Annotated in this window: 14 protein-coding genes; 10 read left to right on the top strand and 4 right to left on the bottom strand. The window is 47.7% G+C overall.

The annotated features are described in order from the left end of the window. The first annotated feature begins 8 nt into the window (after window positions 1-8). Entirely contained in the window at window positions 9-1154 is a 1146-nt protein-coding gene (locus ABIC22_RS08690; RefSeq protein ID WP_354480194.1) for a glycoside hydrolase family 88 protein, read from the top strand. Window positions 1155-1258: 104 nt separating this feature from the next. Here the strand turns inward: ABIC22_RS08690 and pdxA are convergent, their stop codons facing one another. From pdxA to ABIC22_RS08670, 4 genes are all read right to left on the bottom strand, one after another. Next, on the bottom strand, window positions 1259-2254 hold the full coding sequence (pdxA, locus tag ABIC22_RS08685) for a 4-hydroxythreonine-4-phosphate dehydrogenase PdxA (protein ID WP_127540573.1): 996 nt from the start codon (window positions 2252-2254) through the stop codon (window positions 1259-1261). Next, entirely contained in the window at window positions 2251-3546 is a 1296-nt protein-coding gene (locus ABIC22_RS08680; RefSeq protein ID WP_354480190.1) for a four-carbon acid sugar kinase family protein, read from the bottom strand. Before ABIC22_RS08680 ends, pdxA begins: the two co-directional genes overlap by 4 nt. A gap of 65 nt (window positions 3547-3611) precedes the next feature. Beyond that, window positions 3612-4598: a 2-keto-3-deoxygluconate permease gene (locus tag ABIC22_RS08675; RefSeq protein ID WP_095293059.1), complete on the bottom strand. Its 987-nt coding sequence runs from the start codon at window positions 4596-4598 to the stop codon at window positions 3612-3614. 168 nt (window positions 4599-4766) lie between these two features. Continuing rightward, on the bottom strand, window positions 4767-6449 hold the full coding sequence (locus ABIC22_RS08670) for a sigma-54-dependent Fis family transcriptional regulator (protein WP_354480187.1): 1683 nt from the start codon (window positions 6447-6449) through the stop codon (window positions 4767-4769). Between the two features lie 235 nt (window positions 6450-6684). Between ABIC22_RS08670 and ABIC22_RS08665 the strand changes: the two genes are divergently transcribed. The 9 genes from ABIC22_RS08665 to ABIC22_RS08625 all read left to right on the top strand — a co-directional run bounded on the left by ABIC22_RS08665 (window position 6685) and on the right by ABIC22_RS08625 (window position 16597). Continuing rightward, window positions 6685-6897 (top strand): hypothetical protein, encoded by a 213-nt coding sequence (locus ABIC22_RS08665; RefSeq protein WP_153976516.1) that lies wholly within the window; start codon window positions 6685-6687, stop codon window positions 6895-6897. A 172-nt stretch (window positions 6898-7069) separates the two neighbouring features. Further along, window positions 7070-7774: a PspA/IM30 family protein gene (locus tag ABIC22_RS08660; protein ID WP_354480183.1), complete on the top strand. Its 705-nt coding sequence runs from the start codon at window positions 7070-7072 to the stop codon at window positions 7772-7774. Window positions 7775-7814: 40 nt separating this feature from the next. Beyond that, window positions 7815-8846, top strand: a complete 1032-nt coding sequence (locus ABIC22_RS08655) for a TFIIB-type zinc ribbon-containing protein (protein WP_127540562.1) — start codon at window positions 7815-7817, stop codon at window positions 8844-8846. A 20-nt stretch (window positions 8847-8866) separates the two neighbouring features. Beyond that, window positions 8867-9646, top strand: a complete 780-nt coding sequence (locus ABIC22_RS08650) for a TPM domain-containing protein (protein ID WP_483312582.1) — start codon at window positions 8867-8869, stop codon at window positions 9644-9646. 39 nt (window positions 9647-9685) lie between these two features. Then, window positions 9686-10708 carry an SPFH domain-containing protein gene (locus ABIC22_RS08645; protein ID WP_095362009.1) on the top strand — a complete coding sequence of 341 codons (1023 nt, stop codon included), beginning with the start codon at window positions 9686-9688 and terminating at the stop codon, window positions 10706-10708. A gap of 198 nt (window positions 10709-10906) precedes the next feature. Then, window positions 10907-11134 (top strand): DUF896 domain-containing protein, encoded by a 228-nt coding sequence (locus tag ABIC22_RS08640; RefSeq protein WP_095293145.1) that lies wholly within the window; start codon window positions 10907-10909, stop codon window positions 11132-11134. Between the two features lie 103 nt (window positions 11135-11237). Further along, a complete protein-coding gene (locus ABIC22_RS08635; protein WP_127540560.1) occupies window positions 11238-12197 on the top strand; it encodes a ring-cleaving dioxygenase in 960 nt (319 codons plus the stop codon). A gap of 103 nt (window positions 12198-12300) precedes the next feature. Continuing rightward, entirely contained in the window at window positions 12301-13389 is a 1089-nt protein-coding gene (locus ABIC22_RS08630) for a low temperature requirement protein A (RefSeq protein ID WP_354480178.1), read from the top strand. 424 nt (window positions 13390-13813) lie between these two features. After that, complete coding sequence (locus tag ABIC22_RS08625) at window positions 13814-16597, top strand: glycoside hydrolase family 3 C-terminal domain-containing protein (RefSeq protein ID WP_127540556.1); 2784 nt, start codon at window positions 13814-13816, stop codon at window positions 16595-16597. Window positions 16598-16614: the final 17 nt, after the last annotated feature.

Below are 16614 nucleotides of genomic sequence, written 5' to 3'. Positions count from 1 at the left end.
CTTGTTCCATGTGGAAAAATGCCATTGAAGATGCACTCCAAGTCACGAGAAGCAATATTGACCGATTTGGGGGGCGATTTCCCCATGTGAGTAACGGGGATGAGCATTATGTGCTTAATGATAACACGGAGTGGACGGCAGGTTTCTGGTCAGGCATCCTTTGGCTGTGCTCAGAATACACGCATGACCCGCTGTATCGCGAGGCAGCTGTTAAGACCGTCGATAACTTTCGGGGGCGCATGGAACGGAAGAGCATTTTTGACCATCATGACATAGGTTTTCTCTACTCGTTGTCCTCCAAGGCCCAATGGATTGTGGAACGTGACCCTGCTGCACGTGACCTTACGCTGGAAGCTGCAGATATGCTAATGAAGCGCTGGCGTGAAGAGTCAGGCCTGATCCAGGCTTGGGGACGCAAGGGCGATGTCAACAACGGAGGTCGTATTATTATCGATTGCCTGCTTAATCTTCCATTATTGTTATGGGCGTATGAACAGACCCATAACGAAGAATATCGGCGTGTAGCGAGGCTCCATGCGGAGAAAAGCCGGCGTTTTCTGGTTCGTGGAGATGATTCCAGCTATCATACCTTTTATTTTGATCAGGCGACTGGCGAAGCCATTCGTGGAGGGACCCATCAGGGTTATAATGATGGCTCAACATGGACCCGCGGTCAGGCATGGGGGATATATGGCTTTGCGTTATGCAGCCGATATCTGCATAGTGAAGAGATGTTCGAGACAGCGAGGCGCCTGGCCCGTTACTTCATTGCCCATGTATCGGAGGATCATGTAGCCTATTGGGATTTTGATGCACCACAGACATCCGAAACGAAGCGTGACAGCTCTGCATCTGCTATTGCTGCGTGCGGGATACTGGAGATCGCCGAGAGATTGGATCCAACCGATCCGGAACGTCAGTTCTTCCTGGATGCGGTGCAAAATTCAATGGCTTCCCTGGTACAGAATTACTCCACACACGGGTCCGAAACCGAAGAGGGCTTACTCAAGCATGGTTCCTACTCTGTAAGAGGTGGGGATTCACCGGATGACTATGTCATCTGGGGCGACTATTTCTATCTCGAAGCATTGATGCGTTTGGAGCGAGGCATTCCTGGATACTGGTATGACCGGAGATCGAATGGTAGGCATTGATGCAGGGTGTACAAAAGAAAAAGCAGCGATTCTTCCCGACTGGGGAGAGTCGCTGCTTTATTTTGCTTCAATAGTTAAATACGTTTGAATACGTTCGGTTACATTTACATTTTTGGAGCAAGCTCAATGGCAGAGCGAATGGCTGCCAGCATGCTTTTATCATCGGCGATGTTTTTACCAGCGATATCAAAGGCCGTACCGTGGTCAACGGAAGTGCGGATGATGCCGCCTTTTAAGCCAACGGTGATGTTCACGCCTTCTTCGATGCCCATAACTTTAATCGGAGCATGTCCCTGATCGTGGTAGCAAGCAACTACGATATCGAAGTCACCGCGGCCTGCACGGAAGAACAATGTATCCGCAGGGAGAGGACCAACCACATTAATGCCTTCCTGCTGCGCGCGCTCAATACCTGGCTGCAGTTTCTCTTCTTCTTCACCATTGCCGAACAATCCATTCTCGCCGGCGTGCGGATTAATGCCGCATACAGCTACACGTGGATTTTCGAAGCCTGCTTTTTTGAGTGTATCGTGCGCAAGCTTAACTACCGTGTAGGTTCTTTCCGGGTTGATGCTGGCGATCGCATCGATCAAGCCCATGTGTGTTGTCAGGTGAATAACCCGCAGGTTGGGTGTCGTCAGCATCATGGAGAAATCCTTTGTATCGGTCAGGTCAGCCAGAATTTCAGTATGTCCTGGATACAGATGTCCGCCTTGATGCAGAGCTTCCTTGTTCAGAGGAGCAGTGCAGATGGAGTTGATCTGCTGTTTTTTGGCTAGATCAATAGACTTGGCCAGGAATTGAAAGGCTGCGTCTCCCGCTACGGCAGATACTTTTCCATATTCGAGATCGGCAGGAACCAGATCCAGATCAATGACATCCACTGTGCCGAATTCATACTTGGCTTCCGAAGGCTCCTGAATAGCGTTGACTTTCAAGCTTGATCCAATAACGGGCAGAACGCGTTCCAATATTTTTGCATCACCAATAACGAGTGGGTTGCAGTTGTCGTAGACCTCCTGATGGCCTAGTGCCTTCATAATAATCTCGGGTCCGATACCTGCTGCATCGCCCATTGTAATTCCAACTGTGGGTTTCATACTGGAATCCCTCCTTTTAATTTTTCAATCGCATGGATGAAGACTTCTGGTGTGCCGAAGCCTCCTGCTTTGGTAATGACATGTAAGCCTTCTATTCCGATGAACTTGGATATTGGAACACCAATCTCAAGTTCGTCCAGCAGCTCGAAGCCGCTAATATTCCACTTCATGCAAATTTGCTTGGCAGTGTCTCCACCGGTCATGGATACACCCTTGAAATTGCCTTCTTCAAGCAATCTGGCACAAATCTCGCCCATAGCCCGCACAATTTCGTTGCTGACCTCGGTATGATCTAGACCGCTGGCTTCACCCGTGGCACGTGCCAGTTCGATATCGACCTGCTCTGCCGTGGAATACAAGACAACGTCATGGCCTTCAAGAGACTTGGCTTTTACTTCTTTATACACACGCTCCATTTCCTCTGTTCGATCTGCTGCAGCGGATACGGCTTTGAAGGAGTGGAATGCAACAGAGGAAACGCTGGTCTGTCCCAGCAGTTTCTTCAACTGAGCACGTGAGTTTTTGTTTACACTGCCTACGACAGTTAGAATGGGTCCAGAGTTTCCCGGTATAGTCAGTTCCGTTGATTTACCCTCCAGACTGTAGTGCCCGGGAAGATAATTGGCAATTCCTGCAGAGCCTGCCCATGCAAAGGTGTACTCCAGTGCGCTGGTCATTTGCAAAATTTGCTCCAGATGCAGTTCCTCCGTCGAATCCACAAGCACGTATGGAATGCCGTTTTCTTTAAACTGGGTTAACTTCTTCTGTATATGGTCTTTGCCTGCTTCCAGATCGGATACGCTAATCTCGCCGATTTCATATTTCGTCTGTAGTTTCAGCAGTTCCGGAAGGTACGAAACAGTTACAGGTGTTTTTGGATCGTTTGAGATCTCAGTGTCTGCCAGTGGAATTCCGTTCAGGTAATGTACTCCACTTTGGATCGTACGATTGTTTTTCGGATAACCTGGTGCGATCATCATGAAATCCGGTTTAATCACGTCGTACAAAGCATCAATCTCAATTCCGATGTTACCACGCATAGTAGAATCCATTTTTTTAAAAATGGTATCGAATCCGTTTCTCGTCAGAAACTCCGCTGCGTTACGAACACGCTGATAAGCTTCATCCGAGGCAATGGAACGGCTGTCCGTGTCGAAAACAACAGCATCGTAATGACGAATGTTATTCTCGTCCATGTCGAATAGTACACTGGTTTTCAAGCCATGACGGGCAAGTTGGACCCCGCTGTCATTGGCACCAGTCAGATCATCTGCAATAATGGCTAATTTCATGCTGTTCTCGCCTCCTTGAGCAAAAAAAGTGAATTCATGTCCGGTCGTTATAGGGCTACATCCATTTATGTGGTCGGTCTTTGATTGTATTTCTCGACGCCGCCTGATTTCTCCAGCCGTTTAGAGAGGAAACCAATGAAGATCGGCAATAGAATAGCGGTGGTTACAACACTTGCTGCAATCTGTACGGTAGCAATTTCAGCAATTGGGGCAAAAGAAGCATTCGCAGCCACGATGGCAGCAGGTGTACCTACAGCGTTACCCGCTGTGGAACCTTCCGAAGCTCCGACGATGGGATTCCAGCCAATGGCTTTGAAGAGCAGGTAGCCAACACCGCCTGTGATCAATACTGTAATTACACCGAGCATGATGCCGCTTAGTCCACCTTGAATGATAGACGAGAAGTTGATTCCCATACCGAGTGAAAAGGCGAAGAATGGAACGAGCTTGTCACTGCCTTTGTGCAGCCATTCAGCCAAGCTGCGATCCAGGTTACCAATAACCACACCGACGATCAGGGGAAGCAGTACCGCTACAAAAGCCATCGGGGAGAACATGCCATTGGCGAAGCCCATCGCACCGAAAATAGAGAGTGCAACCATGGTAAGAAAAGGTCCGTCGCTGAGCGCGAGGAATGGATAAGCAGCCTTGTCATCCTCTTTGCCGTATTGTCCGGCCAGTGCGATATACAGCCCGCCGTTGGAATTCGTCATCGCAGCAATAATGGCAAGTGGTGCCAGACCAAGGAATAATCCATTGGAATCCGCGAAGAAAATGGCGATCAAACCTAATATTGCACCAACAGCCCACTTGAACACAAGCAGTGTAATACCTTTACCGACAGATGAACCAGCTGTCTTGAACGTAATTTGTGTTCCGGCAATCAGGAGGAACAAAGCGATCAGCGTGCTTGAACTGTTAACGAACAGGGCTTCGGTAAATCCGCCAATCCGCAAGGCATTGGGGAAGAAAGTGTTAATCGTTGCACCAAGTAACAGCGGGACAACCATCATACCGCCAGGAATACGATCTAATGTCGCTTTAATGTTCATAGTAGTAGCTCCTTATTTAAGTAATCGTTTTTATGAAGCGCTTGCAGGGACTATCTTACAGCAGATTGTTTATTTTAGCAACAAATAATTTGCTGTAAATTTTAAGTAATCACTAAAGTGTTTAATAATGCAACACATTGAGTCATAAAAAAAGCACAAACTTAAAGATTATTCTTTAAGTTTGCGCCAAAGTGTGGCCCGGTTAATCCCCAGGCGATCTGCAGCCTTGGATTGATTATTGTTTTCCTCCTGCAGAACGTGCTGAATAATTTCCTTCTCGATCTCTTTCAGCGTGCCATTCAACCTCATCGTGTTCGTTGCAGAATGCTGATTCAGCAGGCGGGACAACGTATCTGTCGAGATCACATAATCCTGCTCATTCAGGGCAGCCTGTTTGATAAGATGCTTCAGCTGGCTGACTGTCATCTGTGGAACCTGCTCCCGGATTAACTGCAGTGCATCCTCTTTGATCTTCACCGCAGCGGTTCCATACTTATGATAATAGTCGGTAAGGAACTGCTGGATCAGTGGAGCCAGATCCTCCATCCTGTCCGCAAGACTTGGCATCATCATGGTACTGAGCTCGATATCAAGGGTCCAATACGGATTCAAGGGATCTTCTCCCAGAATGAATACACCAATCTGCCTGTTTAGACAGGTTTGAATGAAGGAGGTCACCTCTTCATCATAGAGTCGTTGTTCGATATGATTCAGCTCCACGTTGCGAACCTTGGAGAGCGGTATTTTATGCAAATGACCGGCAGGTACCTGTGACAGGTTTATTTGCAGCAGCAGTCCACCGCCTGAGTACATCTGATGCATGTGTTTTACGAGAAATGATTTGCCTGAATCCGCAAGTCCGAGCAGATATATGGGTTCGTGATTTTCATATAAAGCCTGAATGTTCTTCAACATCACCTGCATGGCTGGCGATTCGGCAACAATGGGCTCGATGGATATATCCGTGTAGGTGGTTATGCCGAATTGTGCAAACTGGTATGGCTGTCCTTTTTCAAGTGTGTAGACTTTATAACCCTTATTATTCAGTGTCGTTTCATGGGCCGTTACTGTCAGTTGATAATCGTCGACCATGAACATATGTTGAACCTCGGATTGCTCAAACTCCAGATTGGTGTTAATCAAATGAATGTAATTATCCGTCAGTGGGTTCTGTTCGAAGTCTGTCAGGTTCTCAAATACAATATCATTCCGGTCATCTAAAATAAGCAGATTGGGGTGTTCCTGTGTGACCAGGTTATTCAAAATGACTGAAATGGCTTGGTTCTTGCTCAGATAGCGAAATACCAGCTGGGCATCTTCAAGCGCGCGCAGAATGGCTTCCTTGCCTGACTGGATCAGTAACCCTTCGAGCCCATAGGTTCTGGCGGTATCTACGGTGATAACGTCCCCGACAATCTGACGGTATCCGGATGCCTTCAGCTCCAGCAGCAGCCTGGCGACATCTTCGGAACTGCGAATCGTGTATACCTTGAGGGGCAGGTCCATCAGATCAATAATGGACTGTGCACCTGAGGTGATATTCGAAAAGCCAACGATGGCCGTTTTGCCGTTAAACTGGCTGGCCAGAGTCAAGGAACGAATCATGTCATATCCTGAGAGCTGCACATCAATAACGGGAATGGTGACGGCTTCCTTGATCAGCTGTGCAGTACCCCCACGGCTTATGATAATTTCGGCCCCGTTTCGTTCGGCTTGTGAAGCCAGTTCGGCCCCCTTTGCCAAGTCGCCCACATCGCATTGAATCGATAATTGAGGAAACCGGGGAATGCATTCTTGTATAATGGTAGTCATGGATTCGTAAGGAGCAATGATATGAACTCGTGTACGCATAATGTTCCTGCCTTTTATAGAAATCTCATTTCATGGTTCCCTTATTATAGCCAACTTACGAGAGATTGGCATCTTTGCTCTAGAAGCTTTAGGTGCAAGATCGCAGAGGAGGGATAAGCCATGCTGTTTGCTGCACTACGACCTTGTGATAATTATCACGGAAGTTCGGAATCCATTTTTTCAAAATGAATACATAAGCATCAACGATGGAAAGGGAAGAAAGGAGCGTCATGCGATGTCAGCATTTCGTGAAGCGGTAGAGCAGGATCATATCATTCAATGCGTGGTTAATGAGTTTACGTGCAGAGTGCTCTGGAGCGAAGGTCGTCCATGTCTGGAGTATCAGCATGAGGAGGACCTGAAGCATATTACGGCATATGTTGAGGCAAACTTTGGTGTAGAACTGCTGGATGTATTCTTTACCGCGGTAGAGAGTCTTCCCGCCTGATCCGGATAGCCATACCATTAAAAAAGGATAGTGCAGCGTAAGAGCAACCATCAGCAGGAGCTGATGGTTTTTCATTTGGGAAAATACCTTCCCAATCCGGGTAATGAAACCTCGTTCTTGGAATTCATGTATTATAGGGTATATGTAAACTTTTCGGAGGAGGAACACAGGAATGGGAATCTTATCGAGGTTTAGGGACGTGATGAAGGCCAATGTGAACAGCTTGCTGGCTCGGGCGGAAGATCCGGAGAAGACCGTGAATGAATATATGCGGAGTCTAAGCAGTGATCTGGGACAGGTAAAGGCAGAGACGGCGGCCGTTCTGTCGGAGGAGAGCAGGGCGAAGCGAGCTTTGGACGAATGCAGTGCTGAGATGAAGAAATTGCAGCGGTATGCAGAGAAGTCGGCAGAATCAGGCGATGAAGATCAGGCCCGGAGTTTTCTGGAGAAGAAAGTGAAGCAGACAGAGAAATGGAACGAATTACAGGCAGCGTATGAACGTGCCTCCGCGAAAGCCAAAATGATGAAGCATATGAATGAGAAATTGGTAGCAGACCTGGGACAATTGGAAGCCAGACATACCGAGCTGAAAGGCAGAATGGCAGAGGCGAAAGCCCAGCAGCAGGCCAATGACCGGAATGCTTCAGCAGGAAAAGCAGAGGCCGCTTTTCAAGCCATGCAAGAGAAGGCCAATCAGGCTTTGAATGAAGCAGAGGCACTTGCCGAGCTCCGGGCAGGGAAGCAGGAAGATGATCTGGATGAACTTATTGCGCAGCTGGAGAGAGAAATGAACGCGGAAGCGGGTAATAGTGACAATACAGCTCCGAGTGCGGAGGAAGAACTCGCAGCAATTCAGGAGAAGCTGAAGGATAATTAGGATTTTTACGATTATATTTCGTTAATATTGAGGTGAGCAGATGCCAGTTATTGAATACAAGTGTCCCAACTGTGGCAGTGGTATGGTTTTTGACAGCGCGACAGGTTCATTATCCTGCCCGAGCTGTGGGCGGCAGGACAACATTGAGCAAATCCCCGACCCGCTCAAGAAACAGGTGTTCACGGAAAATGAAGTGAAGCAATATCACTGTAACAGCTGCGGCGCGGATATCGTCACGGAACCGGAGACAAGTGCAACCACGTGCAGCTTCTGCGGGGCAGCTGTTGTGCTGAGCGACCGGCTGACGGGTGATCTGGCACCCGTCATGGTTATTCCTTTTTCTATCAGCAAGGAGCAGGCCAAGCAGGCATTCAAAAAGTGGTGCCGGAACGGTCTGCTGACTCCGAGCGGATTCATGAGTGCAGACCGGATTCAGAATATTACCGGGATGTATGTGCCGTTCTGGTTATATGAGTTACATAACAAAATCGAAGTTCACGGCCGCGGAACCAAGGTGAGAACCTACACGCAGGGCGACTACCATTATACGGAGACACAGCATTTTGATATTTACCGGAAAATCCGGCTCAACTATGTGAATCTGCCCATTGATGCTTCGGAGAAAATGAAGGATGAGCTGATGGATAAGCTGGAGCCGTTTCCCTATAATCAGCTGAAAGAGTTCAAGACCCCGTATCTTGCGGGATACATTGCAGAGAAATACAGCTACACCGATGAAGAGTTATATCCGCGGGCCAAGGAGAAGACCCGATCTTATATTGATTCTTATATCGCTTCAACGGTATCCGGTTATAACAGTGTAAGTTACACGGACAAACAAATCGATACGACACTTAAAAATGCAGACTATGTGCTGCTTCCCGTATGGATGGTCTATTATGATTTCAATCGTGCCCAATATACCTTTGCCATGAATGGTCAGACGGGAAAAGTGGTCGGCAAACCGCCCATTAGCAAAGCCAAAGTGGCCGGATGGTTCGCCGGCGTTTCCGCCGTGTCCTTGTTGTCCTTGAAACTGATCTCCTGGATGATGGGAGGTGGGTTCCTGTGAAACAGGTAAAACAGCTTGCAATGGTGACTGCTCTGGTGGTGATGGTGATTGGTCTGGCATTTCCCTTTTTTAATGTTCAGACCGCTTCGGCAGCCGAGAGCAAAAATCTCATCTATGATGAGGCCAATCTGCTAAGCGAGCAGGAAGAAAGCGAATTAAACGCACTGGCGAATGAGTATGGAGCCGAGAGGCAGACGGATTTTATTATTTTTACTTCCAATAATGAAGAGCACAAGAGTGAACAATTGCTAACGGAGGATTTCTATGACGAGCGAGCGCCCGGTTACGATAAGGCTCACGGAAACACGGTCATTTTGACACTTGATATGTACAATCGAAAGATGTATTTAGCTGGTTTTTATAAAGGGGAAGAATACATCGACAACGGAAGGGCTAAAAAAATTACGGCTATAATAGCCTCAGATGTAACGGAAGGGAATTATAGACTGGCTTTTGAGAAGTATCTGGATCTGTCCTATGAATACATGGGAATTAAACCGGGTGTGAACCCGGATAACATTCTATTCAAAACCTGGTTTCAGCTCGCTGCATCCGTGGCTATCGGAGGAATCGTAGTTGGGGTGATGGCCTACCGTTCAGGAGGAAGAGTCACCGTCAATCGAGCAACATATGAGGATTCCGGTTCCTCCAGTGTAATTGATCGTCAGGATCGGTATATCCGCACAACGGTCACCAAACAAAAAATAGAAAGAAACAATAACAACGGCGGCGGAGGCGGCGGTGGTGGAGGTACCACCCGAGGCGGTCACTCACATAGCGGAAGCAGCAGATCGTTTTAACATTTGTATTAGTACCACATAGAAGGGATGGGAACGAGTATGGGATTTTTCAAAAATCAATTTTCAAATGTTGTGGAATGGGAAGAATTCAGAGATGACATGATTTTCTGGAAGTGGAGCAACCGGGAGATCAAGAAGGGCAGTAAGCTGATTATCCGTTCGGGTCAGGATGCAATCTTTTTGAACAACGGCAAGGTTGAGGGAATCTTTGAAGATGAAGGCTCATTTAATATTGATTCCGAGATCATTCCGTTTCTGTCTACATTAAAAGGCTTCAAATTCGGGTTCAACAGCGGCATGCGGGTCGAAGTGCTGTTTGTGAATACAAAGGAATTTACCGTTCGGTGGGGAACGCAAAGCCCTGTACTGATTCCGACACCTCAGCTTCCGGGCGGAATGCCGATTCGGGCCAACGGTACGTTCAACTTCAAGGTGAGTGACTACGTCACGCTCATTGATAAAATTGCTGGCATCAAGCAGAGCTATCTGGTCGAGGATGTCAAAATCCGCATGACTTCTGTACTGGATCAGCTGCTTATGAAGTGGATTAGCCGTGAGGGCAAGGATATGTTTAACCTGCAGGCGAACGCATCGGAGATTGCCAAAGGCATACAGGAAGACCTGGATATGCAAATGATGGACATCGGGATTGGCATTACCGGATTCCAAGTGATGAGTTTCAATTACCCGCAAGAGATTCAGGACATGATCACGAAGACCGCTTCGCATGAGATGATCGGTAATCTGCAGAAATACCAGCAGGTTAGCATGACGGATGGCATCGCATCCGGCAAGGTGAAAGGTGGCGGCGCAGCATCGGATATGGCGGGCATGATGATGGGTATGAATATGGCTAACGAAATGATGAAGAACATGAACCAGAATCAAGGCCAGAATCAAAATAATAATAACAACAGTTCAGGCCAAAATACGGATCAACCATCCGCGCCCAAGGAAGGATCTTCTTCCGAGGGGGCCAAGAAGCCGAACTTCTGTCCGAACTGTGGTGCCAAAAATGAAGGAGCCAACTTCTGTCCCAACTGTGGTCAAAAGCTGGTTTAACATAACGGAATTGAAGAAGGGCTCACATCGGAGTGAAAACTCTGTATGGAGCCTTTTTTTCTTTTGCTATTTCATTTTGATAAAAGTGTTGACAATACCTCAAAAATGATTTATCTTTAATTTAAGATATTTAATTCAAAGGAAAACGACACCAAAGAATAATATCTGAATCCAATTACAAGGAGAGAGATCAAGATGATGATTCCAACATTGACCAGAATAAATGAACTTTCCAGAAAAGCTAAAGAGGCAGAACTGACAGAGATGGAGAAAGCGGAACAAATTCGTCTGCGCCAGGAATACCTGCAAATCTTTCGCGGTTCGATCAATGATATTCTGCTGAATGTCACCATCTATGATCCGAACGGCGATGACGTTACTCCGGACAAATTGAAACAGGAGCAAGCAAGCCAAAACAACAACTAAGTTCAATTGGTCATATATCTTAAAATAAAGATAATACAAATTACAATAAATAAAAAAACTAAAACCACCATATCCAATTCGAAAATCCAAGGAGGAATTTATTATGACACTTCAAACTGCAGGTATCCACCATATTACGGCTTTTGCGGGAGATCCACAGGCCAATGTCGACTTTTACGCTGGGGTTCTGGGACTTCGTCTCGTGAAAAAAACAATCAACTTCGATGCACCCGACGTGTACCATCTGTACTTCGGGGATGAAAAAGGCAGCCCGGGCACCATTATTACCTTCTTCCCATCTGCCGGATCACCTCGAGGCAAAATTGGCGGCGGCCAAGTCGGCATTACCTCTTATGTCATTCCTCCTGGGACTATTGGCTTCTGGCAGGATCGACTGGAACGGTATAACATTGAGGTAACCAAAACAAGTCGCTTCAATGAAGAGCTTCTTCAATTCGAAGACAGCGAAGGCTTGCGGATTGAGCTTGTTGAAAGGGAAGAGGGTGCTGCCAGCACATGGGAGCATGAAGGAATTCCGGCAAACAAAGCAATCAAAGGCTTCGGCGGTGCTGTATTGTTCAGTGTGAATCCACTGAGAACGATGGATGCGCTCGAGAACATTCTGGGATTCGTCAGAGTGGATGAAAATGAAGAGTATGTCCGTTTCCGCTCCAGCGGAGATATCGGTAACGTCGTGGACGTTCCGGTTACCCGCATACCTCTGGGTGTAGGCGGCTCGGGCACAGTACACCACATTGCGTGGCGTGCCAAAGATTTTGAAGAGCATGAGGCATGGAGAGGGGCCGTATACCAATATGGCTACCAACCAACCCCAGTCCGCGACCGTCAATATTTCAATGCCATCTACTTCAGAGAAGCAGGCGGAATCCTGTTTGAGATTGCAACAGATCCACCGGGATTTGCCAAAGATGAACCTGCCGATGCACTCGGAGAAAAATTGATGCTGCCAGAGTGGTTCGAACCATACCGTGAACAAATCGAAGGCAATCTGCAGCCGATTGTGGTAAGAACGTTGGAACCTGCCGCAACAGCTGCTAAGTAAGTGGACAATATAAACCATAGCGGCCAGAACGATGTTCCGGCCGCGAATGGATTAACTTTTACATAAGACAAATGAAGACTTGAACCCAAAGGAGCATCGAAGGATGATGGAGAAAAAGGTTACCTGGCTGGAGTTGTTTTACGATCTGCTCTTCGTCGCAGCCGTATCCAAGGCAGGACATGTCCTGCTGCATGCCGAACACGGCGTTATTTCGTTTGAATATCTAATGAAATTTGTATTGATCTTTATCCCCGTCTGGTGGGCATGGGTGGGACAGACCCTATTCATTAATCGATACGGTCAGGATGTCCTCAGCCATCGGATCTTTCTCATCCTTCAGCTTCTGTCGGTTCTCGTGATGACGGCAAGTCTTTCCACCCATTTTGATCAGTATTATCTGTCATTCTTCGTAGGGTATATCGGTTCGAGGGCGTTTACCGCGATTCAGTATCTTACGGTTCACAAGTCCAAAAGCACACATCAACAACAGGCGGCCCGCTATCTCGGGATCTGCTTTATCATCGGTATTCTGATCTCCTCCGGTTCCCTGTTCTTTGATTCCTGGGTGCGTTACGTCGTGCTGTATGCGGGGATTGCCGTAGATATCGTGCTTCCGCTGATTGGACGCAAAAATCTGGTGAAGGTACCAATCCAGACGCATCACCTGCTCGAACGCTTCGCACTTTTTACACTCATCCTGCTCGGTGAGTCGGTAATTAGTATTATTGCCGTACTGCAGGCAGATCACTGGGATCTGAGATCCATCCTGTTTGCCGCCTTTACTTCCATATTCGTCATTGCGATGTGGTGGCAGTATTTCGATAACGTGGAGAAAAAGGTCAGCAAGGAAATTCAGACGGCCGGGCAAGCGATCATCTATGGCCATCTGTTCATCTACATTTCAATGAGCATGATCGCCGCTTCCATTCAACTGCTGTACCTGAATGAACTTAATTATGTATTCATGCTGGGATTTGGCTTCGGATCTGTACTGCTGTACTTCCTGTCAACCTCGCTCGTGTTTCATCGTTACCGACATGCACACTTAAGACTTCGTCCGATTCATCTGGTAACGATGGTTGGCGTACTGGCTGCATTTGTTATTGTGGATCTGATCTATCAGGTTCCGAACTACGTTATCGTGGGTGAAGATATGTTATTCTTCCTTCTATATGCGAAGCTGACGACTTGAATAGCGGTTTAAAACGAATTTATAAGTCACGGACGGATTGCGTTCGTGGCTTTTTGGTTTGATTTTTCTAAAATGTCATGTCGACAATGTGAAAAAGCGGTTTCGTGAGTTATTTTCTTCTATAGAATCTGTTAATATGGGACTATGTACAAGTGAATCTACCAAATCACTGAATATCTCATTTATAAGAGGGGCTTGGTGTAACAAGTACAATAGAACGGAGAGGGCAGAAATAACCTGGAGAAGCGAAGCGTTCGCCTTTATCACCGGATTTCTCCCTTAAAAAAGGGAGTCAGGAAATCTGGGGATAAGAGTGATCGGATGGTTGTTCTGCAATCGAAGTGGTCTAATGTAGGTTGGTTCCAAGTTCATTTTATACATAGCGATTCATGGATTATGGGGAGAACAATCAGGAGGGAAATCATTGAGTACACATCAAATCGGGGTTCCATTGGAAGGGTTTGCAGAATTTAGCCGCACGGTTGCCGCAGAAGGCGCGGTACTATTGAGAAACGAAGGTCAGGTACTTCCTCTTCGTGACAACGAAAACGTTTCAGTTTTTGGCCGGATTCAAGTTAACTACTATCGCAGCGGCACAGGTTCAGGCGGAAGCGTGCATGTAGCATATACAACGAACCTGCTGGATGGGCTTCGCAGCAAGAAGAATATCACCGTTAATGAAGAGCTGGCAGCAGTCTATGAAAAGTGGATTGAGGAAAATCCATTTGATGATGGCGGTAAAGTATGGGCCGCTGAGCCTTGGAACCAGAAGGAAATGCCTCTGACAGATGAATTGGTTGCACAGGCAAGAAGCAAGTCCGGCAAAGCCATCGTGGTCATTGGACGTACTGCAGGGGAAGATCAGGATAATGCCGATGCACCAGGCAGCTACCAGCTGACCGAAGATGAGAAGGCCATGCTGAAGCAGGTTACAGCGCATTTTGAACACACCATTGTGGTGCTGAATGTCTCCAATATTATCGATATGAGCTGGTTGAACGAAACGTATGTACATCCGATTCAGGGCGTCATTTACTCTTGGCATGGTGGTATGGAGGGTGGTAACGCAATTGCTGATGTACTGGCGGGAGACGTTACACCGAGCGGTAAACTGACGGATACGATTGCGTATTCCATCGAAGATTACCCTTCAACAAGCAACTATGGCAACGAGTTCAAGAACCTGTATCAGGAAGATATTTATGTGGGTTATCGTTATTTCGAAACGTTTCGACCTGAAAAGGTGCAGTTTGAATTCGGTTACGGCCTGTCTTATACGACGTTTGCCATTCAACCGCAAGGTGCTCGCACGATTTCCACAGAAGACCAAACCTTCATTGAAGTCCGTGTAAACGTGACCAACTCGGGCACAACATATGCGGGCAAAGAGGTTGTACAGGTGTACTATGAAGCACCGCAAGGCAAGCTCGGACAACCTGTGAAGGCTCTGGCTGCCTTCGGCAAAACAGGACTGCTCCAGCCTGGAGAATCGGAATTGCTGACGGTAAGCTTCCCGGTACATACCATGGCATCCTACGATGATGCAGGCGTCACAGGATATGCTTCTGCTTACGTTCTCGAAGAAGGCACGTATTGTTTGCACGTCGGTACCAGTGTAAAACAAGCAGACCACATCGAAATTGACGGTCAGGAAGGGTACATCGTAGAAACGATTCAATTGGTAGAGCAGCTGCAAGAGGCGATGGCCCCAACCGAAGATTTCACTCGGATGAAGCCAGGTGTTCGCAAGGCGGATGGGTCGTACGAGCTCATTTATGTAGACGTACCGAAGCGTCAGGTTTCCATGGCAGACCGGATTGAGCAAAACCTGCCGCAAACGCTGGAGCAAACGGGTAACCAAGGTTACAAATTAAGCGATGTCAAAAACGGAAAAGTTAGTCTGGAAGCCTTCATCGCCCAATTAAGCGATCAGGATCTGGCTGCGATCGTACGAGGCGAAGGTATGAGCAGTCCTCTTGTTACCTCCGGTACAGCGTCCGCATTCGGTGGTGTCAGTGACAGCCTGTTTAACTACGGCATTCCTGTAGCCTGCACAGCGGATGGCCCGTCCGGCATTCGTATGGATAGTGGGGAGAAAGCGACACAAGTCTCGATCGGTACGCTGCTGGCAGCAACATGGAATACGGATCTGGTTGAAGAGCTGTACGTCATGGAAGGCCAGGAGCTGCTAAGAAATCAGGTAGATACGCTGCTCGGACCTGGACTCAATATTCGCCGCAGCCCGCTCAACGGTCGTAACTTCGAGTACTTCTCCGAAGACCCGCTGATCTCGGGTGTGTTTGCGGCAGCATGCACCAAAGGTATTATGAAGGGTGGATCCAACGCGACCCTGAAGCACTTTGCCTGCAACAATCAGGAGAAACACCGCAGCAAGGTCGATGCCGTAGTCTCGGAGCGTGCCCTGCGTGAGATTTACCTGAAAGGGTTCGAAATTGCCGTGAAACAAGGCGGCGCCAATTCCATCATGACCTCCTACAACCCGATTAATGGACACTGGGCTGCATCCAACTACGATCTGAACACGACCATTCTTCGCGGAGAGTGGAATTTCGACGGGATCGTTATGACAGACTGGTGGGCCATTATGAACGATGTGGTCGAAGGCGGAGAGGCTGACCGCAAATATACAAACTGGATGATTCGTGCCCAGAACGATCTGTATATGGTCGTGCCGAACTATGGCGCAGAGATTAACGGCTGGGATGATAACACGATTGAGTCCCTGGCAAATGGAACCCTGACACGCGGAGAGCTCCAGCGCTCGGCGATCAATATTTGCAAGTTCATCATGAATGCACCGGTTTCGTCGAGAAAACACGAAATCGTGGAGAACGTGGCTTCCTTCCAGGCCAATGCATCCCTTGCTGCAGACCAGGCCCAGGCTCTGGCTGAGAATGCACAGGTGAAGCCTGCTGTAAACGAGCCAGTCTACATGAAAGTGGACGAGGCAGGCCAATATCGGATTATCGTACAGATCATGTCCCCTGAGCCAGAACTGGCCCAAAGCGCATGTAATGTGCTTTTGAATGACCAGTTGATGACGACCATTCAGACCAATGGTACAGAAGGCAAATGGATCAGACAGAAGCTTGTAAAAGTAGAACTGGAAGCAGGGCTGTATGAGTTGAAGCTGGACTTCACCAAACCGGGTCTGCAGATTGACTGGATTGAGTTCAAACAGGTCTAGCACAGGCATACAGGCAT

This window comes from Paenibacillus sp. PvP094 (assembly GCF_040546835.1).
GTDB classification, from domain to species: Bacteria; Bacillota; Bacilli; order Paenibacillales; family Paenibacillaceae; genus Paenibacillus; species Paenibacillus illinoisensis.
The sequence above is the reverse complement of the archived record's forward strand: the minus strand, read 5'-3'. Positions and strand labels throughout refer to the sequence as shown.